We start from the raw sequence: 20950 nt of genomic DNA, 5'->3' as shown, positions 1-20950 counted from the left end.
GCGCGTCCCTCGACTACGCCAACATCATGACGTACGACATGCACGGCGCCTGGAACGCGACGGCTGACGAGCCGGCCCGGCCCGAACGGGTGACGGAAACGTGGCACCGCCGGTGGCTCCGGGACGGTTCGCGACTGCTACCCGCAGCCGTTCCGGTGAACGAGAGGGCGGGTCAGCACCAGCGGGGCACCGGGCCGATGTTGTCGACGTAGTACGCGGAACCCCACGCCCAGGTGCCGTCGGTGAGCAGATACCAGCGGTCGTTCCCGTTGACCCGGTCGCCGCCGGTCTTGCAGAAGATGTGCACGATCGAGCCGTACGCCGCCTTGCCGACGATCCTGCTGCTCCGGGTGGGCCGGTCGCGCAGGATCAGGCCGGACTTGGCGGTGACGCGGCCCTTGTAGTCGCCGCGTGCGGACTCCTCCGCGGCGGCGGTCTGCGCCGTGGCGAGAACGGCCACGGCGCCGGTGGCGACACACAGGCCAAGGGTGGCGAGGGGGGAGCGCAGGAACATGGTGCCTCCTGTGAAAGGGGCGGGGCCGCGGGTGAACGACCCTCAATTCGCTTGCCTCACACTAAATTCGCACCTTGAGGATCGCAAAGCGTGACGGCGCGTCACTCGGGGTGCGCGGCCGCCTCGCCGTCGGGCCCGGGCAGGCCGACGACCTCGGGCAGTTCGAGCCGGGCCACCGCTCCGCCGTCCGGGGCGTTGCCGAAGCTCAGCTTCGCGCCGATCACCGCCGCCTGCCCCGCCGCGATGGTCAGGCCGAGCCCGTGCCCCTTGGTCCCCGCGTCGGTGCGGAAGCGCTGGGGCCCGTGGTCGAGAAGATAGGCCGGATAGCCCCCGCCGTGGTCCCGCACGGTGATGACCGGGCCGCGCACCGTCAGCTCGACCGGGGCCCTGCCGTGTTTGTGCGCGTTGGCGAGCAGGTTGCCGACCACCCGCTCAAGGCGCCGTTTGTCCGTCTCCACGCAGGCGTCCCGCACCACCGTGAGGGTGGTCTCGCCGGTCCCCGACGCGGCCGACGCGCGCACCACCCGCTCCACCACCGGGGTCAGTTGCTCCAGGTCCAGGTCGACCCGTTCGCCGCCCGCGTCGAGACGGGAGATCTCCAGGAGGTCCTCGGTGAGCGAGCGCATTGCCTTCACGCGGTCGCGCACCAGCTCGGCCGGACGTCCTTCGGGCAGCAGCTCGGCGGCGGCGTGCAGTCCGGTCAGCGGGGTGCGCAGCTCATGGGCGACATCGGCGGTGAAGCGCTGCTCGCTGAGGAGTTTGCCCTGGAGAGTGGAGGCCATCGTGTCGAGGGCGCCGGCCACCGTGGCCACCTCGTCCTGGGGACGCGAGGGGTCCTTGGTACGGGGGTCGTTGACCCGCGCGTCGAGGTCGCCCGCGTCGATCCGGCGGGCCACGGTCGCCGTCTGGTGCAGGCGCCGGGTGATCCTGGTGACCGCGAAGACGCCGACGAGGAGGGTGGCTCCGATGGCCAGGATCGACGAGCCGAGGATGGCCTTGTCGAGGCCGTTGATGGTGCGGGCGCTCTGCGTGTAGTCGATCTCGGCGGCGAGTGCCCTGCCGTCGGCGGGGCCCGCCGCCCACATGGTGGGGCGGCCGTGGTCGTCGTCGACGAGGGTGCCGCGCCTGCCGGAGACGGCGAGCGCGCGCAGCGAGCCGGGCAGTTCCGGCGGGTCGATGCCGGCGCCGGGCGGCAGCTGCTCGCCCGCCTCGTACATCCGGGTGACGTCGGTGAGCCGGTCGAGCGCCTTGCCGCGGGCCTCGCCGACGGTCTGCCGGGTCACCGAGACGTGCACCAGGACGCCGAGCAGCGAGGCGAGCGCGCAGCACATCACCATGATGAAGACGGCGGACTTCCAGGTGAGCGTCGCCGTCCAGGCGGGGAGCGGCATGCGGGCGGGGCGTGGTATCCGCGGGAGTCTCATGGGGTCGCCGCCGTAGGGGTGGCCGACGGGCTCGCCGTCGGCGGCTTCTTCTTCGGCGACGGCTGCCCGGCGCCGGAGGGCACGGGATGCTTGCCGCCCGGGGTGTCGCCGGACTTGCGGCGCACGATCTCGTCCCGGGTGGGCAGCATCGCCCGCTGGTGGTCGTCCCAGGACCACGCGGTGCGGTACTCGTACCCGGGCATCCCCGCCGACACCGACCGCAGGATCACGTCGCGGCCCGCCAGGTCGACGCTGATGATCTGGTCGACGGTGGACATGATGCGGATGAGCCCGCCGTCCGGGGCCGGCATGTAGCAGCGCACCGCGAGCTCCTGGTCCGGCATGCGGATGCCCAGGATCAGCTCGTCCTTCCCATCCCCGTTCAGGTCGCGGTAGTACGGCTTGAGCACGGGGCAGCTGCCCGGCTTCTGCTTGCAGGTGGCGAGCTGGCGAACCGTTTCGTCGTACAGGCCGTCGCTGCCGCTGTAGGTGCTGGGGTGCGCCTTCACCTCGGCCTGCACCACGGCGACCGGGTCGAGCTTGCGCACATCGCCGCCGGACACCTTGATCCCGGGCACCTGCTCGGTGTCGGTCTCGCCGTAGTCGTTGGGGGTCGCGGACGCGGGCGGCAGTCCGGGCCACAGATGGATGGGGCCGATGGCCGCGGGCGTCGCCCCCGAACTCTTCAGATGCCCCGCCCCGCCGCAGCCGGACAGCAGCACGGCACCCGCTGCGGTCAGCAGGGGTGCCAGCAGTGCGATGCGGCGGTGGCGGGTCAAGGTGCTCCTGTCGTGCGGGAACCCCAGGCTATTTCACCCTCCGCCGCGGCTTCGCCGGAGCCCCGGCGGTGTGCGGCCGGTCCGGCCGGTTACGCGACCGCGTACGCCGCCGGTCCGGCCGGTTACCGGGTTCGGTCCGACGCTACCCGGGTGCGATCCGACGCGTACCCGGGTGTGGTCCGACGCGTAATCGGGTCCGGTCCTGCGCGTACCCGGGTGTGGTCCGACGCGTAATCGGGTCCGGTTCTGCGCGTACCCGGGTGCGATCGACGCGTAATCGGGCCGGTCCGGCCGCCCAACCGGGTCCGGCTCGGCGCCCAGCCGGGTCCGGCCCGGCCGCGTAATCCGGTTACGGCCCGGACCGGCCTAACCGGCCCGGACGAGGTCGGCGTAGAAGATGATGTTGGCCGAGCGGTGACCGTCCTTGACGGGGCCCCCGCAGGTGATCAGGCGGAGCTCGGGACGATCGGTCGTTCCGTACACCTTATGCGTGGGGAAGTCCTTTTTCTCGACCTGCTCGGTCTCCCTGATCCGGAACACCGCGGTCGAGCCGTCTGCCCGGCCGACCTCGATGACGTCGCCGACCTTCATGTCCTTGACGTTCCGCAGCAGCGCCGGGCCCCGTGCCGTGTCGTAGTGCGCAACCAGGACCGAGGCCCCCTTCTCGCCCGGCGTGACGCTGCCGGTGTACCAGCCCGCCTGTTGGGCCCGGTCCACCGGTGGGACCTCCAGCTCCTGTGCGGAGTCCACCCCGAGCCGCAGCACCGGGCTCGCGTCGACCCCGGCGGAGGGGATGACGAGCCGGGTCGGCTCGGCGGCCCTCAGCGGGCCGACGGCCGCCTCGGTTCGGGGGACAGCGGCGTTCTGCATCCGGACGTCCGGGGCCTTGGCCACCGGGTCCGGGGTGCAGGCCATGATCCCGCCGCCGACGGTGAGGGCGAGCACGGAGGCGGCCGCGATCCTGGCGGTTCGGGGCATGGTAGGAGTCGTCATGCCTACGACGCTAAATGTCCGTCATTGCGGCATTGCCGCGCATGCGTAACAGTGCGCCATAGATCGGCCGACGATGCGGCGCGCCCTACTGCTGGTACGGGTTCTGCTGGTACGGGTTCTGGCCCTGCGGCTGGCCCGGCTGCGGCTGGCCGTACGGCTGCGGTGCCGGCTGTGCGAGCAGCCCCTCGGCCTGCTCCTTGGTGATCTGCTGCTGAAGACCGCAGAAGGTGCACTGCGTGCGGAACTTCGTCGAGATCGGGAACAGCGGAACGAAGAACAGCGTGAACTTCGTGACGGCCTTGCGCAGCGCGTGCGCCGCCGGGTTGCCGCAGTTGCCGCACACGAGCGTGAGCATCGCGAGCTGTTGGAGATAGCCGCGGGTGCCGAAGATGATCATTGAGTGGTTCCCCTCCCGGATCCATTGGATGCGTCTCGCGCGTAAGTGTCGTGGCCATGACCGCCCTGCGTCCATCGCGGACGGGCACCACCGCGCCGTGACCACGCCCACCGCGCTTATTGCCTCACGGCCGACGGGCTGTTCCCATGGTCGAGGTGGGGTGATGGGGCATGGCAGGACTGCGGGTCACACCGGTACACCGGCACGGACAGGCGCGACTGTACGTCAGCCTCCCGGACGGGCGCGCCGCCGCCTGGTACGACCGCGACTCCGGCCGCGTCTCGCTGCTGCTCGACGACCACCGGGACGCGGTGCTCGCGGCGTTGCGCCCCTACGCCGTCGGCGAGCTCCTCGTCGGACCGCCGCCCGTGCCGACCGTCGCCGACCTCGCCCGGCTCGCCCTTCACCCCGACGACGACCTCGCGCCCAACCGGCCCGGCGAGGCGCTCCTGGGCGAGCTGGAGCGGCACGGCCCCGCCCACCGCTTCCGGGCCGACCCGAGGCGCCGCGCACTGGCCGCACAGGAACGGGCGGGCGCCGCGCTCGACGGGCTCGACGACGCCGGCTGGCACGTGCTGCACGCGGTCCCGCTGCCCGGCGGGGCCACCCTCGACCATCTGCTGGTGGGGCCCGGCGGAGTGCACACCGTGCGCTCCGTCGACGCGGACGGTCGGCGGGTCCGGATCGCCGACCCGTTGGTCACGGTGGGCCGCGCCGCCCCGGCGCCGCTGCTCCGCGAAGCCCGGCACCAGGCCGAACGCGCCGCCCTCGCCCTGACGGCGGCGGTACGGCCACTCCTGGTCCTGGTCGGCGCCGAACGGATCGAGCCGGGCCGCGCCGACGGTGTGAGCGTCCTGCGGGACAGCGAGATTCCCGACCTCGCCCGCCGGGGCGGCATCCTGAAACCGGCCGACGTCGAGTCGCTGTACTGGACGGCACGCGACCGCAGAACGTGGCAGCGCGTCTGAACCCCCCTGGGGCTTGGCGCCTACGGGGTGCGCCCCCTCTGTGCTCTGTGCATCAGCTCCACGTCAGCGCGTCAGCGCATCAGCTCCACGTCAGCGCGTCAGCGCATCAGCTCCACGTCAGCGCATCAGCTCCACGTCAGTGCGTCAGCTCTGCGCGTCACGCCTCCCGCAGCCGCTGCACCACCGCCCCCGCATGCCGCGTGGTCGCCCACTCGACCTCCGCGAGCAGCCCCACCGCCACCGCTCGGTACGCCACCTCGCCGAGCCCGGCCGCGACCGCCGTACCGCCCCCCTCGGCCGCGAGCGGCGCGAGCGCCCGGCCCGCCTCCACGCGCAGGGCGGCGGGCAGCGGGCTCGACACCACCGGCACGTCGTCGCCCGGCAGCACCAGGACGAGCGCGGTCGGCCGGGCCGGGCTCCCCGTGTGGCCGACCACCACGGCCTCGCGGGTGTCGGTGTGCCGCAGCTTGCGCCAGGTGCGGCGACCGGCCCGGTACGGGGCGTCGAGACGCTTGGCGACCAGCCCCTCGATGCCGCTCGCGGGCAGCGTCTCGTACCAGGTCAGCGCCGTCTCCGCCGACGTCGTCATCGGCACCGCCTGCAACGGCGGCCCGAGCGGAGCCAGGACCTCCACGAGCCGGTCACGCCGGTGCTCGTACGGCTCGGCCCGCAGATCGCGGCCGGCGTCGGCGAGCAGATCGAAGGCGGCGTAGGAGGCGGGCAGGCGGCGGGCCAGCAGCGGCGCCCTGGCCGCGGTCGCGGCGGCCCGGCGCTGGACCGCCGCGAAGTCGGTACGCCCCTGCGTCCACACCACCACCTCGCCGTCGAGCACCGTGCCCGGCGCCAACTCCCGTGCGGCGTCCGCCAGATCGGGGAACGCCGCGGTGACGATCCGCCCCGAACGCGCCTGCAGCAGGACCCGGTCCGCGTCGCGGAAGACCACCATCCGGTGCCCGTCGAACTTCGGCTCGTACGCCCACCCGGCGCCGCGCGGCAGCGTCCCCACCGCCTCCGCGAGGGCGACGGTGAGCGGGGGTCGCGGCCCACGGCCGCTCATGGCAGCCGGCCCGCCTCGTCGGGGTCCATCAGCGGTGCGAGCAGGTCACCGTCCCGTTCCACGCGGGCCGCGATGTCGCCGATCAGAAAGGTCAGGTCGTCCGGGGCTCCGCACGCCTCGACCTCGGCCCACGACACCGGTGCCGACACCGTCGGACGCTCCTTGGCGCGCACCGTGTACGGCGTCGCGGTGGTCTTGGCCGCCGCGTTCTGGCTGAAGTCGACGAACACCTTGCCGGGCCGCAGCGCCTTGGCCATCTTGTGCGTGACCAGCTCCGGAAGGGCCGCCTCGGCCTCCTTGGCCAGCACCTTCGCGTACGCCGACACCTGATCGGACGGGGTCGGCTCGAGCGACGCGAGCAGATGCAGCCCCTTGGAACCCGAGGTCTTCGCGTACGCCCGCAGCCCGTCCGCGGCCAGCCGGTCGCGCAGCCAGAGCGCCACCGCGCAGCACTCGACCACACTCGCGGGCGCGCCCGGATCGAGGTCGAGCACGAGGCGGTCCGCCTCGGCCGGGGCGTCCGCGCGCCACTGCGGGGTGTGGAACTCCACCACCAGGTTGGCCGCCCACATCAGGGTCGCGAGATCCGCCACCACCACCTGCCGGGCCGCCTTGTCCTCGGAGCGCGGCACCTCGGCGGTGTTCACCCAGGCGGGGGTGCCGGGCGGGGGATTCTTGGTGAAGAAACGCTGGCCCCCGGGCCCGTCGGGAAAGCGCAGGAACGACACCGGGCGCCCCCGCAAATGAGCCAGGAGCGGGTCCGCGACGGAGGCGCAGTAGTGCAGCAGCTCGCCCTTGGTGGTCCCGGTCGCCGGATAAAGGACCTTCTCCAGGTTCGACAGGGCGATCCGCCGCCCCTCCACCTCGGTGATCGGCGTCATACGATGAGAGTCTCACGAACCACGCGAACCACACTCCTCGGGGATGAAGAGGAGAAACAGTGCGATCCATCTGGAACGGCGCGATCTCGTTCGGCCTGGTCAGCATCCCGATCAAGCTCGTGAACGCCACCGAGAACCACTCGATCTCGTTCCGCCAGATCCACACGGCGGACGGCGGCCGGGTCCGCTACCGCAAGGTGTGCGAGCTGGACGGCGAGGAGCTGAGCGGCGAGGAGATCGGCAAGGCGTACGAGGACGCCGACGGCTCGATGATCCCGATCACCGACGCCGATCTCGCCTCGCTGCCGCTGCCGACGGCCAAGACCATCGAGATCGTCGCGTTCGTGCCGGCCGACTCGATCGACCCGCTCCAGATGGACGCCGCGTACTACCTCTCCGCCAACGGAGTGCCCGCCGCGAAGCCGTACACCCTGCTGCGCGAGGCCCTCAAGCGGAGCCGGAAGGTCGCCATCGCCAAGTTCGCGCTGCGCGGGCGGGAGCGGCTCGGGATGCTGCGCGTCGTCGACGACGTGATCGCGATGCACGGGCTGCTCTGGCCGGACGAGATCCGGGCCGCCGAGGATGCGGCGCCCGAGGCCGAGGTCAGCGTGCGCGAGGCCGAACTCGACCTGGCCGACGCCCTCATGGACACCCTTGGTGAGGTGGACATGTCGACGCTGCACGACGACTACCGCACCGCCGTCGAGGAGCTCATCGCCGCGAAGGCCGACGGCGCGGTCCCGGCCGCGGAGTCGGCCCCGGCCGCCCCGGGCGGCAAGGTCATCGACCTGATGGCTGCCCTGGAGAGCAGCGTCAAGGCCGCGAAGGCCGCGCGCGGCGAGGGGGACGAGGGCGCCGGGCAGGACGAGACGGTCGCCGAGGTCACCCAGCTGAACGCGCGAAAGTCCACGGCGGCGGCGCGCAAGGCGCCTGCGAAGAAGAGCGCGAGCGCGAAGGGGGCGGGCGCGAAGGGGGAGGGTGCGGCGAAGAGGTCGGCGCCGTCGAAGCAGGCCCGGTCCAAGTCCACGGCGGCGTCCACGTCATCCGCGTCGTCGCGGTCGTCGGGGTCCTCGGGCTCGTCCGGCTCGTCCAAATCGAGTGCGGCGAAGTCGTCCGGGTCCAAGGCCACCGCGAAGAAGTCCGCCGCGGCCAACCCCAAGTCCACCGGGGCGAAGAAGTCCACCGCCACCACCGCCAAGAAGTCGACGGCGAAGAAAGCGGCGCCCAGGAAGCGGGCCAGCGCCTGAGCTCCACGCCCCCGGCGCGCGGCCTCGATTCGGTAACGGAAGGGTTGCGGCGCGCTTGTGATGGCGAAATGGATGCCCAAGGGTGTGAAAGGGGTGTGGTCATGCTGCCAAGAACCGTCGACGGCCACGCCCGTACCGAGGCGCGCGTCAGCACCGAGCCCCTGGTGCTGCGGATCCTGCCGTACGCGGTGATGGCCCTGGTGGTCGTGGCCAACCTGATCGCGGGCCCCACGGTCGGCCTGCTGCCCCTGGTCTCGCTCGGTCCCGCCTTCGCCGGTCTGGTCGGTGGCTGGGGACGTACGGTCGCGGCGGGCCTGATCGCCCTGGTGGCCGGGGTCGGACTCGGCATGTACAGCGACCTCTTCGAGGAACGCCGTGGTTTCGCCTCGCTCGCCGCGGTGGCGGGGGTGACGGCGGTGGGCGTCGCCGGATCCGTGATGCGTCAGCGCCGCGAGGCGGAACTGGCCGGCATGCGCTCCATCGCGGAGGTCGCCCAGCGGGTCCTGCTGCGGCCGGTGCCGCGCAGCGCGGGCCATCTGCGCGCGGCGGTCTCGTACACCTCGGCGGTGGCGGAGGCGCGGATCGGCGGAGACCTGTACGAGGTGGTGGCGGCGCCCGAGGGCGTACGGGTCATCATCGGCGACGTGCAGGGCAAGGGGCTCGAATCGGTGGAGACCGCGGCGGCGGTGCTCGGCGCGTTCCGTGAGGCGGCCCATGACGAGCCCGACCTCAGGAGGGTCGGCGCGCGGGTGGAGCGGGCGGCGGGGCGGGTGCTTGAGGGCGAGAAGTTCGTCACCGCGATCATCGCGGAGCTCGACCCGGAGAACGGGGCGGTGTTCCTCAACTACGGCCATCCGCCACCCCTGTTGGTACGCGCCGACGGCGAGGTGTCCTTCCCCGAGCCGGCCCAGTACGCGCTGCCGCTGGGACTCGGACTCGGGAAGGAGGACGGCCCGCTGCCGTTCCGGGTCACGTTCGCGCCGGGCGACCAGCTGCTCCTCTACACGGACGGGGTGACCGAGGCGCGGGACCGGTCGGGAGCGTTCTACCCGTTGGGGGCCCGCACGCTCCTCCTGAAGGACCCCGATCCGGAGGCGGCCCTTGAGGCCCTGCGCCGCGACCTGATCCTCCACACGGAGGGGCCCCTGCACGACGACGCCGCGATGCTCCTGCTCCGCCACCGCGAGTAGCCCGCCCCCAGGCCCAAGTGCCGCCCTCTGCGGCCCGGGCCGCCCCCACCCACCTGGGGCTGGGGGACAGGGAGCTTGCCCTGCCGCCTGGCCTGGGCCTCACCCACCCAGGGGCGCGGGGCTGTGACACGTGGCTGGCTCCGCCACGGTGGGCGCGACCGTTCGGTACGGGTTGCCCTACTAGGGGCGCGGGGAACTGCGCGACCAGCCCCGCACGGTCCGCAGATGACGGGGAACCCGCGGGAGCGAAGTCGTTCGGCTGCGGACCGTAGGGGTCGTTCGCGCAGTTCCCCGCGCCCCTGGGCGGCATGCCGGTTCGGCGCGTGGGCCGGTGAGCCGGGGTCCGGGCGCGGCCCGGGCGGGGTGCCGCTGAGGGCACGCCGCAAGAGGGACCGGGGCCGGGGCGCGGCCCGGGCGGGGTGCCGCTGAGCGCAGGCTGCAAGAGGGACCGGGGACGGGGAACGCGGCGTGTGGCTGGGCGCGCACGCTCAAGGGCGCCGGGGTCAGGGGCGGGCCCGGGGCGCCAGGTGGGCCATCAGGTGCTCCAGCTTCGCCCACGCACCCGCATCCCCACCGTCACCCAGCACGTAGTGCAGCGCCGGCGCCGCATCCGGGCCGAGTTGGACGGGCCGCATGGACAGGGGCGGCCGGCGCGCATGGGCGAGCCCCGCCGCACGCACCCCCTCCGCCCCCAGCGTGTACGACACCGGAACCGGCGGCGCCTCGAACCACGCCGGCACGGCGAGATCGCGGCGCGCGCGACGCAGCGAGACGAACATCTCCGCAAGCCCGTGCGTCTCGGCCAGCGTCGTGGCCAGCTCCTGCACCGCGTCCAGCGGCACCGTCTCGTCCGCCCCGTACCCGAGCGTGAGCGTGGCTTCCGCGGAGACGCCTCGCTCGACCCGGGTCACCCGCAGCCCGCCGAGCGCGGGCCGCGCGGGGTCGCCGACGGCGAGGAAGTGCGTCGGCTCGGGCGCCCGGTCACGCGCCAGGTCCGTCAACTGCCGGGTGGACCAAGGGAGGTTGATGGGTTCGGCGGTGCCCCAACCGACCGGATCCGAGCCGGTCAGCGCGGCCCAGGCCGCTTCCAGTGCGCGGCCGAGCGTCAGGTTCTCGTCCGCGTTGTGCACCGTTCGGAACGCGACGATCAGCTGCCGCCCGGAGCCGCCCGGAGCCGTCGCGCTCGACCCTGCGCCGCCCGACCCCGTACCGCCCGACCCCGTACCGCCCGACCCCGTACCGCCCGGACCCGTACCGCCTGACCCGGAGCCGCCCGGAGCCGTACCGCTGGACCCCGTGCCGCCCGGAGCCGCGCCCCCCGCCCCCGCGGTGAACGCCTCGGCCACCACCGCCCGCCCCGACGCATCGCGCGCCGGTGCGAACGTGCCGTCCTGCCAGCGCAGCACCGCGCCGGACAGGCCGTCGTAGTAGCCGCAGGCGGGGTCCTTCACCACCCAGCGGTTGGGCGCCCCCGTCAGTGCGGTCCGCAGCGGAAGGCTGAGCCGCACGCCCGGTGGCGTCACGATCTGCAGGGCGCGGCGGCTCTCCCCCGCGGCGCGCAGGATGTGTGAGAGCCACGCGGTGAGCGCGACGAGCGGCCGGTCGCACATGACGACGGCCGTCGAGTCCGTGAGGACGTCGACCGTCGGGTGTGCGCCGCCGCTCACGGGCCGCGCGGTCACCTCGCCCTCGGGCGCCACCGGCACGACGTCCGTGGTCGCGGCGCCCGGTGGCCACGCGGCGCCGCCGAGCAGGGTGGTGAGCCGCCCGGCGACCGACCCCGCGAGCCGTTCCGCCTCGGGCGCCGCCGTGGAGGCCCGCGCCTCCGTCCACCAGAACGGCAGCTCGGGGGGCGTGATGCCAACGCCCAGGAGGCGTTCGGCCTCGCCCGGTACCTGCATGAGCAGGGGCGCCTCCAGGGAGACCAGGGGCCGCCCGTCGGGGGCGCAGAGCTGGACCACCGCCCCGTCGTCGCCGGTGTCGACGGTGAGCCCGGGCCCGCCCGCGTACAGGCCGGCGAGCAGGGCCCAGGTGTCCGGCATCTTCGGGGTGAGGGCGATGACGTCCTTGGTCATGAGGGCTCTGCTTCTTCCGGCTGGTGCGCGAGGGCGGTCTGGACGAGCTGGTGGCGCCGGCCCCGGCGTACCAGGAAGCCGCGGCCCGGCGGCTGCGCGGCCGCGTACAGACCGGGGAACAGCTGCCCCTCGGTGCGGTCGCCCGCCATGACGAGCGCGGTGGTGCCCGTCTCGCGCAGGGTGGTCAGGAACGGTTCGTACAGCGCCCGTGAGGAACCCGCCACGCGCCGGGCCACCACGAAGTGCAGCCCGATGTCCTGCGCGGAGGAGATGTACGGCAGGAACGGCGCGAGCGGCTGCTGCCCCGCGGTGGTGAGGATGTCGTAGTCGTCGACGAGGACCACGATCCGCGGACCGCTGAACGAGGGCCCCTCCGGCAGCGCGTCGTGATCCACGCCCTCGTCGGGCAGCCGCTTCTCCAGCTCCGTGGCGATCCCCGCCGCGAGCCCCGCGCTGATCTTCGCGTTGTACGCGTAGCCCCCGCGGTACGGCTCCGGCACCACACCGCGCAGCCCGCGGCGCGGGTCGAACACGGCGAAGACCAGCTCCTCGTCGCTGTAGCGCGCGGTGAACTGCTGCGCGATGAGCTTGAGCAGATTGGTCTTGCCGCACTCGTTGTCGCCGAGGATCAGCAGATGCTGGTCGTGCTCGAACAGATCGAGGAGTACCGGGTTCAGCGCGTCCTGGTCGACGGCGATCGGGATCCGCTTCGGCTCGGCGGCCGGCGAGGGCAGCCGCTGCGCGGGCAACCGGGTCGGCAACACCCGTACAGGGGAAGCGAGTTCGCCGTGCCAGGTGGCCCGTACGGTACGGGCCGCGTCTTCGAGCGCGGGGCCGAGACCGTCCGGCGAGGCGACCGAGTCGGTGCGCGGAAGTGCCGTCTGCGCGAACAGCTTGCCGTTGGTCAGGACCCGGCCCGGGGTGTCCAGGGCGAGCGTCTCGGACAGCTTGCGGTCGATCGACGAGTCGGTGGGATCGTTGAGCCGCAGCTCCAGCTGGGTGCCGAACATCGACTGCGTCGCGATCCGTACGTCGTTCCAGCGCAGCATGCCCGCCACGATGTGGATGCCGTAGCCGCTGCCCCGCTTGAGGAGGTCGGCCACCGCGTCGTCCAGATCGGCGAACTCGTCGCGCAGCGCCCCGTACCCGTCGACGAGCAGCACCACGTCGGTCGAGCCGAGCTCGGGGAGCCGGCCCTGCGCGCGCAGGGTGCGCAGCTGGTCGACGGAGTCGATGCCGTGCTCACGGAACAGCTCCTCCCGCGCGGCGAGCATGGCCCGCACCTCGGCGACGGTGCGCGCGGCCCGCTCGTGGTCGGCGCGCCCCGCGATCCCGCCGACGTGCGGAAGCCCCGCGAGCGCGGCGAGACCACCACCCACCAAGTCAAGACCGTACAGCGCGACTTGGGCCGGAGTGTGGGTCAGGGCGAGGGAGAGGGCGAGGGTGCGCAGCAGGGTCGTCTTGCCGGACTGGGGGCCGCCGATGACGGCCACATGCCCACCCGCCACCGTCAGGTCGAGCGTCCACGGCCCCTGCCACTGCCGGCCGGGGTCGTCGAGCAGCCCGAGCGGCACCCGCATGGGACCCGGCCGGTGGCTGAGCCTGAGCCCGTGCTCGGAGACCTGGAGCGGACCTGCCGCCGCGTCGAGGGTGACGGCCTGCGGGAGCGGCGGCAGCCAGATCCGGCGGACCGGCTCGGCGGCCGTCCGCAACTGGTCGACCATGGCCGACATGACGGTCGGCCCGGTCTCGCGCTCCCGCATCTGCGGCTCGGCCGGCACCTCCGAACCGTCGCTGTGCGCCGGGGAGTTGAAGGTGGGGTACGGCCACGCGAGCGGGGTGTCGTCCTGCTGCTCCAGGATGGCCGGGCCCCGGTAGGCGCCGGACACGTACCCCGCCTTGAACCGTTCGTACGTGGACGTGTCGACCTTCAGATAGCCGAAGCCGGGCAGCGGCGGCAGATGGAAGGCGTCCGTGGTGTCCAGGACGGTGCGCGACTCGTCGGCGGAGAACGTCCGCAGGCCGAGCCGGTAGGAGAGATAGGTGTCGAGGCCCTTGAGCTTGCCGCCCTCGATGCGCTGGCTGGACAGCAGCAGGTGCACGCCGATGGAGCGGCCGATCCGGCCGATCGACAGGAACAGGTCGATGAAGTCGGGCTTGGCGGTGAGGAGTTCACCGAACTCGTCGATCACCACGAAGAGGTGGGGGAGGGGTTCGAGTTCGGGCCGCTCGGCGCGCAGCGCGGCGTAGTGCCCGATGTCGGCGACGTTGCCCGCGTCCTTGAGGACCTGCTGGCGCCGCTTGACCTCGCCCGCGAGACTGGTGTGCACGCGCTCGACGAGACCGGCCTGGTTCTCCAGGTTGGTGATCACCCCGGCCACGTGCGGCAGTTCGGCGAACGGCGCGAAGGTGGCGCCGCCCTTGTAGTCGACCAGGACCAGCGCCAGATCCTCCGGCGGATGGCCGGCGACCAGCGCGAGCACCAGGGTGCGCAGCAGCTCCGACTTGCCGGAACCCGTCGCGCCCACACACAGGCCGTGCGGACCCATGCCCAGCTCGGAGGATTCCTTCAGGTCGAGCAGCACCGGCTGGTGCCGGTCGTCGAGCCCGATCGGCACCCGCAGGAACGCCCGCTCGCCGCGCGGCGCCCACAGCCGGCCGATGTCGAGGGCCGCGGGGTCGTCGATGCCGAGCAGCGCGGGGAAGTCCACCGGCCCGGTCACCGGGGTGCCCTCGGCCACCGACTCGGCGGACAGCCGCAGCGGCGCCAGCATCCGCGCGAGCCCCTCCGCGCCGGCCGTGCTCATCTCGTCGGACAGGCCGTAGGACACGGCGGGCCTCGGCGCGGCGGGATCGCGCAGATCCTCCACCGTGATCCGCTCCCCGTCCACGGTGATCCGCACACTGACCTGATCAGGCTCGTGCACCTGCTGCTCAAGGAGGTGCAGCACCGTCACACCCATGTCGACGAGGCCCACCGCCGCGTCCGGGCGCGGCAGTTCGTCGGCGGGCAGGCCGTACTCGTCGCTCACCACGAGCAGCCGGTCGATCATCAGCAGCGCGTCCCGGTCGGACAGGCCCCGGCGCACCTCCGCCGCGTACGAGGCCCGGCGGCGCAGCTCCGTACGCATCAGCCGGGCCAGCTGCGGCATGCTCGGCGCGATCCGCCGCGCCGCCACCGGACCGTCGCTCTCCAGCGCGTCCAGGACGTGGGGCAGCCACTTCGCCCACGCCCACTCCTCAAGACGGTCGCCCGGCACGGCGAGCGCGATCGCCAGATCGTCCGGTGCGTGGGTGACCGCCGCCTGCGCGAGCAGCGCCCGCGCCACCCGCAGCACGCCCTCGCGGTCACCGACCACGCTCACGTTCGCGGCCCGGTCGAGCGGCACCGTCAGCGGCGACTCGGTGGCCGTGGCGTACCGGGCCACCAAGGCCCGCGCCTCGTTCAGCATGAACGGATCCGGCGGGGTCAGCACGCCCTGGGTGCTGTTCTGCCCGATCGACAGATCCTGTGTCGGTACGGTGCCGGTGCCCACCCGCACCCGCAGGAAGTCGGCGTCACCACGCCGGCGCTCCCACAGCCGAGCCGGATCACGCACCAGGTCGTACAGCGCCTGCGGCGGCGGGTTGAGCAGCCGGGCCCGCAGCCTCGACTCCCGCTCCACGGCGCCGAGTTCCTCGCGCTGCTCCTCCAGGTACTCCAGATACCGCTCGCGCTGAGTGCGCCGGGTGCGCTGCGCCTTGCCCCGCTGCGACAGGAACAGCGCGACCGCACCGAGCAGCGCCACCACCAGGACGATGGCGCCGAGCCCCGCGAACTGGCTGTTGCGGATCACCGTCATCATGATCACGGAGCTCATCACGCCGGCCATCGGCAACAGAGCGGTCGCGGCCGTACCGGTCTTGCCCTCGGGCAGGTTGGGCGGCGGCTCCACGGCACGCGGCGCCGACGGGCCGCCCGGCCGGGTGGAGCGGGCGGGGCGGTGGACCTGGTGCAGCGTCATCGCGTCCTCACCGCCCGCTCCATCGCCTCGGCGGCCAGCGCGACGGCGGCCTGCCGGGTGGCCTGGCCGAGCAGTGCGGTCTGGATGGGGCCTCCCTGGGCCAGATGCCGGTCGTAGGGGACCGGGAACACGGTGACGCCCGCCTCCCGCAGATGCGCGGTGGCGGTCTTCAAGTCCAGCGTCATATCGGGGGAGTTGGCGGTCAGGGCCACCACGGTGGTGGCGAGCGCCTGGTGCGGCAGGTGGGCGAGCCAGTCCAGGACGACCCGGGTGCCGCCGACGCCCTCCGCGGTCATCGGGGCCACCACGACACGGGCGTGCGCGGTGTCCATCGCGGTACGGGCCACCTCGCCGGGCAGCGTCTCGCAGTCGACCACCGTCACCGCGAAGTACCGCCGCAGGGCGAGCGTCACGGCGCGGTACGTCCGCATGCTCAGCGGCGCCCCGAGGCGGCCCTGGCTCGCGGGCAGCAGCCAGCCGCCGTCGGTGATCGGTACGAGGTAGCCGGTGACGTCGGTCAGCTGCATGGCCGGGGTGAGGATGCCGGCGAGGTCGGCGCAGGACCAGCGCACCGACTCGGCGCCCAGCCGCACCGGCAGCGTGCCGAGCGCACCGTCCGCCTCCAGGGCGAGCACCGGGTCGTGCCGGTAGTGGTTGAAGCTCCGCGCCAGCAGCGCGGCCACGGTGGTCTTGCCCACGCCGCCCCTGATCGAGGTGACCGCGATGACCCGCCCGGTCGTCACGGGCTGCTGCAACTCCCGCCCGATCCGGGTCTCCTCGGCCACGTCCTGCGACGCGGACGAGCCGAGCCTGCGCACCGAACGCCCGGCCCGCTTGGTCACCGAGTCCCCGTGCACCGCCTTGCCGAGCGCCACGGCGAGCCGGGGATCGACGGTGGGCACGGACTCGGGCGTAGCCCTGGGCACGGCAGCGTCCCGCCCGCGCGGCACGCGGAGCTCGGGGAGGGTGGAGGGGCGGGACTCGGGGGTGCCGGGGGCGGGGCCGGGGTGCGGTGCGGGGTTGGCATCGTGGGTGCCCGGTCCGTAGCCTGCGGCCGAGTTGGCGCCGGGGGTGCCGGGGGTGCCGGGTCCGTTCTGGGCGGCCGGAGGGCCCGCGGGAGAGCCCGCCGCGTACCCTGCGGCGGCGGCGCGGGCGGCAGCGATGGCATCGAGGGCGCCGGACCGCCGGGGGTCCGGCGAGGTCTGCGGGAGCGGGGCCTGCGGCACGTGCGGGGCCTGCGGAGCGTGCGGCATGTGCGGAGCGTGCGGCGCCTGCGGAGCTTGCGGCATCTGCGGAGAGATCGGTGTGTGCGCAGAGTGCGGTGTGTGCGGGGCCTGCGGTCCCTGTGGTGTGTACGGCGTGTTCAGAGCCTCGTACCGGCGTATCCGGAACGTACCCTCCGCCGGATCGGCACCCGGATCGGCACCCGGATCGGCACCCGGATCGGCACTCGCATCGGCACCCGGCGCGGCCGGACCCGCGGAGGCGCCGGGTTTCGGGTGTGCGGCCGGAGTCGCCGTGGGGGTGGGTCCCTGCTCCGGGCCCGCGTGCGGCGGCGCGGCCGGCGCCGGGCCGTCCCCGCTCAGCTCGCGCAGCACATCGCGCTGCCAGTCCTCGCCCACAGCCATACCCCGACCTCTACGCATACCTACGCATACCTACGCGAACGTGCCGAGCAGACGCCCGTACACCCCGAACACCCCGAGCACCAGCGGGAACAACGCGATCACGCCGAGCGACTCCAGCGCGTCGCCGAACCGCCGCAGCCGGACCCGTACGTGGTCCGCGGGCTGGATGACGAGCACCGCGACCGGCGCCACCGCGAGCACCACGAGCAGGGCCAGCGGCCCGAACGCGGCGGTGTGGTCCCACCAGACCCAGGCGAGGCGTCCGGCCACCGCGGCGGCCGCGGCGAACAGGCCGACGACCTCGGGCACCAGCGGGTAGGCCCGCGCGCGCAGGGCGAGCACCACCACGAGGACCGCGGCGAGCGGCACCGTCCACACCGTCGGCGCGCGCAGCACCAGCACCCCGGCGGCCGCCGCGCAGCCCGCCACGACGACCGTGGCGAGGGCGAGACCCCGGTGGGTGGCGGCGAGCGCCGTCGACACCTGGTAGCGGCTGACCGAAGTGCCGCTGGAGCGCCGGTCGTCGAGGCCCGAGAGCCCGGACGCCATGAGAGCGACGCGCGGCAGCACCCCCAGCGCCAGAACCGACACGACCGCCACGAGCGCCCCGGCCCGCACCTGGCCTGCGGCCGTACCCGCACCGGCCTGGAACGCGATCACCGCTTCCCAGCAGACGCCACCGCCGGCGACCGCACCGGCCCCGACGAGGCCGCCCCGGCCCAGCGGTGAGAACAGCCCGAGCAGCAGCAGCGTCACGGTGAGGGCGGCGGCGACCGCGGCGAGCCGTACGCCGCCCGGCCAGCCGTGCGCGTCGGCCAGCGTCCAGGCGCCGAGCACCGCGAGCGCGCCGCCCGTGACGATCAGGGTGGTCGCGGGTCCGCGCTGCCCGGCCCGGGCCAGTACCGCCCCGCCGAGCGCGCCGACGCCGGCGACGGCGAGCAACACCGTGCCGACCGCGGACAGGGCGAACTCCTCGCGGGCGAGGGCTCCGGCCGCCAGCGCCCAGCCGACCGTGGCGAGCCCCGCGACGGCGCGCCGCGCGGCGGGCCGCCAGCGCCAGGCCCGGACGTCGAGATCGTCCGCGGCCTCGTCGGTGACGTCGTGCACGACGGGCGCCGACGGTGCGTCCTCGGCCCGCACGAGACGCAGTACCGCGCCGTCGGGGACCCCCGACGACGCCAGCGTCGAGTCCTGCGCGAGGACCGATCCGTCTGCCGTCGTCAGATGGCGCAGCATCGGCCGCTCGCCGGGGCCGTCGCCGAGCAGTCGCATGATTTCCGGCAGCAGCATCCCGATGGGTTCTTCGGACGGCAGAACGAGATCGACCCGACGCTGTTCACCGACCAGAGTGACCCGGCTCAATGCCGTACGGCTCACCGATCCCGTAGCTATCACGCGTGCGAACCTATCATCGGGCCGAAGACTTCACGGCGGGCGAAGAAGTGGGCATGGAGGGTGAAGAAGTGGGCGTAGAGGGCATCGACGTCGGCTGAACCGAAGTGCCGTACGCGGTCTTGCCGATGAGCTTGTGCGAAATGAACGACCAGCCCACGCACCCCGCGCAGAGCACCGCCGCTATCACAATTCCGGCAAAAAGCTTCCCGAGGCGTTCGTCGACCGAACGACGCCCGCGTTGCCCGCCGAACAGAAGGGCATCGCGAAGGCGTCGACGGCGTACGGAAACCGACTCAAGCAATTGGCTGTCATAGTCCTGCGCGGCGGTCATGCCCGGGCCCTCCCCTTTCGGATCACGTGCCGGATCGGTTGTCGGATCACGTGTCGCATCACGTTGCGGATCAAGGTCGTTCGCGGAGCTCGCCGGTCACCATCGCGGCAAAGGCATCCGCCTCGGCCTCGGTGATCTCCACATGGTCGACCTCATTGTGGCCGAGTTCATGAAGGCGGAGATACTCGGTCGGCTCCCAGCGGAGATTCCGGGTGAAAGCCTCGTCGTACGCCACCGCGTGGAGGAAGCGCCGCCGGACGATACCGCGCGGGCTGCTCCGCGCGTGGCCGTCGTCGATCTTCGCGTAGTACGTGACGGCTGGCGCCGCGGGGTCGATCGCCCGTACGTCGGCGCCGCGGCCGTTCAGCCACAACTCCAGTGCGCGGCCCCCGACTTCGCGCCGCTTCCCGTCGCTCTCCACGGTCATCGGCCCGAACACCGTGCCCGAGAGCCCCTGCACGACGGTGTGTTCGTCCACGACGCCCAGGAACGAGGTCGCGTCGAGGCAGGCCTCGCCGAGGTCGGCGCCCTGAAGCAGCGTGTCGAGCAGCGAGGCGCCGCTGAGCCGCGCGCCGCGCAGCGAGGCGCCCCGTGCGTCGGTGCCGGACATCTGGGCGCCGCCCAGGTCGGCACCGTCCAGTTTCGAACCCCGCAGGGAGGCGCCGTCGAGGACGGCCTTGACCAGGCCGGCACCGGTCAGGTCCGCGCCATCCAGCACCGCGGCCTCCATGTGGCACCGGTAGAAGCCGGTGCCCACGAGCACGGCGTCCCTGAGTACCGTCCGGGTCAGCATGCCGTCGCCGAAGTCGGCCCCCGACAGATCCGAGCCCGTCAGATCGAGCCCGTCGACCCCCAGTAGGGAGTCGGGCCGCTCGACCCACTCGCGCAGCGCCGCCACGGCCGCCGTGTCCTCGGGCAGCGCCCGGACGATCCGCTGCCCGCCTCCATCACGCACCCCGGCCAACCCGATCACCCCACCCCACCCCACCCCACCCTTGTTCCTTGTTCCTCGACGATCGATCCCCACGCCCCGCCCATGACGTCCGGCAGCCCCGGCGAACGCCGTTCAGCTGACGCTCATGCCTCGCTCGGGCCACTGACTCCGCTCGTCGAAGACAGCGTTGATCTTGCGGGAGGCCTTGAGGTACGTGTAGTCGATTCGGTCGTCGTCCGGTGTTGCCGTACGGGATTCGATGTCCATGGTGAGGTCGCGGGTCATATGATCCGGGTCCTCCCCGAATGAATAGCGGATCGAATGCGGCTCTTCGGAGATCTTCTTGAAGTAGACCAGTGACGCCATCACCACTCGCTTTCGATGTCTTCGCGCTTGTCCAGCGGGCCTTGCTCTGCCCATTGCAGCTTTCCTTGGCTACCCGTGTGCCGTCTGCTATGTGGCGCCAGGATGCTCGCGAAGGAGGTGAGTTCGGAGATCTCGTGCTCCAGAAGTGCATGGTCCTCGGGCAACGTGTTGCCCGAGCGGGGACGGATCCAGGCGTCGGCGATTTCGGCATCCGCGCCGAACTTCCGATGGACGACTTCCTCCGTCTCGTAGTCCTCAATGGGATGCTCGGTGTCGAAGACATGCTTCGTGATCGCCGCTGTCTCGTCTTCCGGGAACCCGACGGAACCTTCGCCACGGATACGTCCGCCGTGTTGTTACTGATGGCACTGATGGCATGACGGCACGCGGGTTTTCGAGGAAGTCGCTGTACGCGGCTTCGGCCCAGCGAGTCTGAACCGGATCGTCGAGGACGTCCCGCGGCCGTCGGCGCACCCCGGTCAGCCATTCGTCCCCGTGCCGCGGCCCGGCCGGCTGCTCGCCGTCGTAGCCGGCGCCGCCGGTCTCGTCGGTCTCGCCGTGTTCGCCGCGGGTGTGGCCGGCGTCGTCGCCCGCCCTCCGCCGTGCCCGGCCTCGTGGCTGCCGCCCCCGATTTCGTGGCTGCCGGTTCCGGGCTTGGTGGCGAAGCGTGCCCCGCCGACCGGGCCCATGGGTGCGGGGCCGCAGACCGGTCCCGAGATCGTGCCTGCCGACGTCGCCGCGGACTTCAGGCTCTCCTGCATCGCCGT

At 73.0% G+C, this 20950-nt stretch carries 17 protein-coding genes and 2 pseudogenes; 5 read left to right on the top strand and 14 right to left on the bottom strand.

Annotated features, from left to right (window positions below; all coding sequences use genetic code 11):
* Positions 1 to 172: 172 nt before the first annotated feature.
* The 5 genes and pseudogenes from AB0D31_RS32775 to AB0D31_RS32755 all read right to left on the bottom strand — a co-directional run.
* Positions 173 to 403: pseudogene (locus tag AB0D31_RS32775) on the bottom strand (SH3 domain-containing protein); the annotation flags it as partial.
* Between the two features lie 212 nt (positions 404 to 615).
* Entirely contained in the window at positions 616 to 1905 is a 1290-nt protein-coding gene (locus AB0D31_RS32770) for a HAMP domain-containing sensor histidine kinase (RefSeq protein ID WP_362729948.1), read from the bottom strand.
* 29 nt (positions 1906 to 1934) lie between these two features.
* Positions 1935 to 2717: a hypothetical protein gene (locus AB0D31_RS32765; RefSeq protein ID WP_362729945.1), complete on the bottom strand. Its 783-nt coding sequence runs from the start codon at positions 2715 to 2717 to the stop codon at positions 1935 to 1937.
* A gap of 366 nt (positions 2718 to 3083) precedes the next feature.
* Positions 3084 to 3710 (bottom strand): class F sortase, encoded by a 627-nt coding sequence (locus tag AB0D31_RS32760; protein ID WP_362729942.1) that lies wholly within the window; start codon positions 3708 to 3710, stop codon positions 3084 to 3086.
* Between the two features lie 85 nt (positions 3711 to 3795).
* Positions 3796 to 4107 (bottom strand): zinc-ribbon domain-containing protein, encoded by a 312-nt coding sequence (locus AB0D31_RS32755; RefSeq protein WP_362729939.1) that lies wholly within the window; start codon positions 4105 to 4107, stop codon positions 3796 to 3798.
* 170 nt (positions 4108 to 4277) lie between these two features.
* Here AB0D31_RS32755 and AB0D31_RS32750 point away from each other — a divergent pair, with 170 nt between their 5' ends.
* Positions 4278 to 5075 carry a nuclease-related domain-containing protein gene (locus AB0D31_RS32750; protein WP_362729936.1) on the top strand — a complete coding sequence of 266 codons (798 nt, stop codon included), beginning with the start codon at positions 4278 to 4280 and terminating at the stop codon, positions 5073 to 5075.
* 157 nt (positions 5076 to 5232) lie between these two features.
* Here the strand turns inward: AB0D31_RS32750 and AB0D31_RS32745 are convergent, their stop codons facing one another.
* Positions 5233 to 6132, bottom strand: a complete 900-nt coding sequence (locus AB0D31_RS32745; protein WP_362729933.1) for an ATP-dependent DNA ligase — start codon at positions 6130 to 6132, stop codon at positions 5233 to 5235.
* Positions 6129 to 7013, bottom strand: coding sequence for a non-homologous end-joining DNA ligase (gene ligD / locus AB0D31_RS32740; RefSeq protein ID WP_362729930.1), 885 nt, complete (start codon positions 7011 to 7013; stop codon positions 6129 to 6131). The genes AB0D31_RS32745 and ligD overlap by 4 nt, the downstream gene beginning before the upstream one ends.
* 59 nt (positions 7014 to 7072) lie before the next feature.
* Here ligD and AB0D31_RS32735 point away from each other — a divergent pair, with 59 nt between their 5' ends.
* Both AB0D31_RS32735 and AB0D31_RS32730 read left to right on the top strand, forming a co-directional pair.
* Positions 7073 to 8260 (top strand): Ku protein, encoded by a 1188-nt coding sequence (locus AB0D31_RS32735; protein WP_362729927.1) that lies wholly within the window; start codon positions 7073 to 7075, stop codon positions 8258 to 8260.
* 191 nt (positions 8261 to 8451) lie between these two features.
* Complete coding sequence (locus AB0D31_RS32730) at positions 8452 to 9450, top strand: PP2C family protein-serine/threonine phosphatase (RefSeq protein WP_362729951.1); 999 nt, start codon at positions 8452 to 8454, stop codon at positions 9448 to 9450.
* A gap of 503 nt (positions 9451 to 9953) precedes the next feature.
* Here the strand turns inward: AB0D31_RS32730 and AB0D31_RS32725 are convergent.
* From AB0D31_RS32725 to AB0D31_RS32695, 7 genes are all read right to left on the bottom strand, one after another.
* Positions 9954 to 11525: a DUF6177 family protein gene (locus AB0D31_RS32725; protein WP_362729924.1), complete on the bottom strand. Its 1572-nt coding sequence runs from the start codon at positions 11523 to 11525 to the stop codon at positions 9954 to 9956.
* Positions 11522 to 15529 carry a type VII secretion protein EccCa gene (gene eccCa, locus AB0D31_RS32720; protein ID WP_362729921.1) on the bottom strand — a complete coding sequence of 1336 codons (4008 nt, stop codon included), beginning with the start codon at positions 15527 to 15529 and terminating at the stop codon, positions 11522 to 11524. Before eccCa ends, AB0D31_RS32725 begins: the two co-directional genes overlap by 4 nt.
* A complete protein-coding gene (locus AB0D31_RS32715) occupies positions 15526 to 16782 on the bottom strand; it encodes a type VII secretion protein (protein ID WP_362729918.1) in 1257 nt (418 codons plus the stop codon). The genes eccCa and AB0D31_RS32715 overlap by 4 nt, the downstream gene beginning before the upstream one ends.
* Positions 16783 to 17187: 405 nt before the next feature.
* On the bottom strand, positions 17188 to 18552 hold the full coding sequence (gene eccD / locus AB0D31_RS32710; RefSeq protein ID WP_362729915.1) for a type VII secretion integral membrane protein EccD: 1365 nt from the start codon (positions 18550 to 18552) through the stop codon (positions 17188 to 17190).
* Positions 18553 to 18565: 13 nt separating this feature from the next.
* Positions 18566 to 18883 carry a hypothetical protein gene (locus AB0D31_RS32705; RefSeq protein WP_362729912.1) on the bottom strand — a complete coding sequence of 106 codons (318 nt, stop codon included), beginning with the start codon at positions 18881 to 18883 and terminating at the stop codon, positions 18566 to 18568.
* A gap of 70 nt (positions 18884 to 18953) precedes the next feature.
* The gene (locus AB0D31_RS32700) at positions 18954 to 19856 is read right to left on the bottom strand and encodes a pentapeptide repeat-containing protein (RefSeq protein WP_362729909.1); all 903 of its coding nucleotides are present in this window, start codon (positions 19854 to 19856) and stop codon (positions 18954 to 18956) included.
* A gap of 93 nt (positions 19857 to 19949) precedes the next feature.
* On the bottom strand, positions 19950 to 20183 hold the full coding sequence (locus AB0D31_RS32695; protein WP_362729906.1) for a hypothetical protein: 234 nt from the start codon (positions 20181 to 20183) through the stop codon (positions 19950 to 19952).
* 134 nt (positions 20184 to 20317) lie between these two features.
* Between AB0D31_RS32695 and AB0D31_RS32690 the strand changes: the two genes are divergently transcribed.
* Together AB0D31_RS32690 and AB0D31_RS32685 are read left to right on the top strand one after the other, a co-directional pair.
* A complete protein-coding gene (locus tag AB0D31_RS32690) occupies positions 20318 to 20563 on the top strand; it encodes a hypothetical protein (RefSeq protein WP_362729903.1) in 246 nt (81 codons plus the stop codon).
* Positions 20564 to 20678: 115 nt separating this feature from the next.
* Positions 20679 to 20950, top strand: a pseudogene (locus AB0D31_RS32685) (hypothetical protein); the annotation flags it as partial.

Origin of the sequence: Streptomyces sp. NPDC048361 (genome assembly GCF_040651795.1) — a bacterium.
GTDB lineage: Bacteria > Actinomycetota > Actinomycetes > Streptomycetales > Streptomycetaceae > Streptomyces.
The sequence above is the reverse complement of the archived record's forward strand: the minus strand, read 5'-3'. Positions and strand labels throughout refer to the sequence as shown.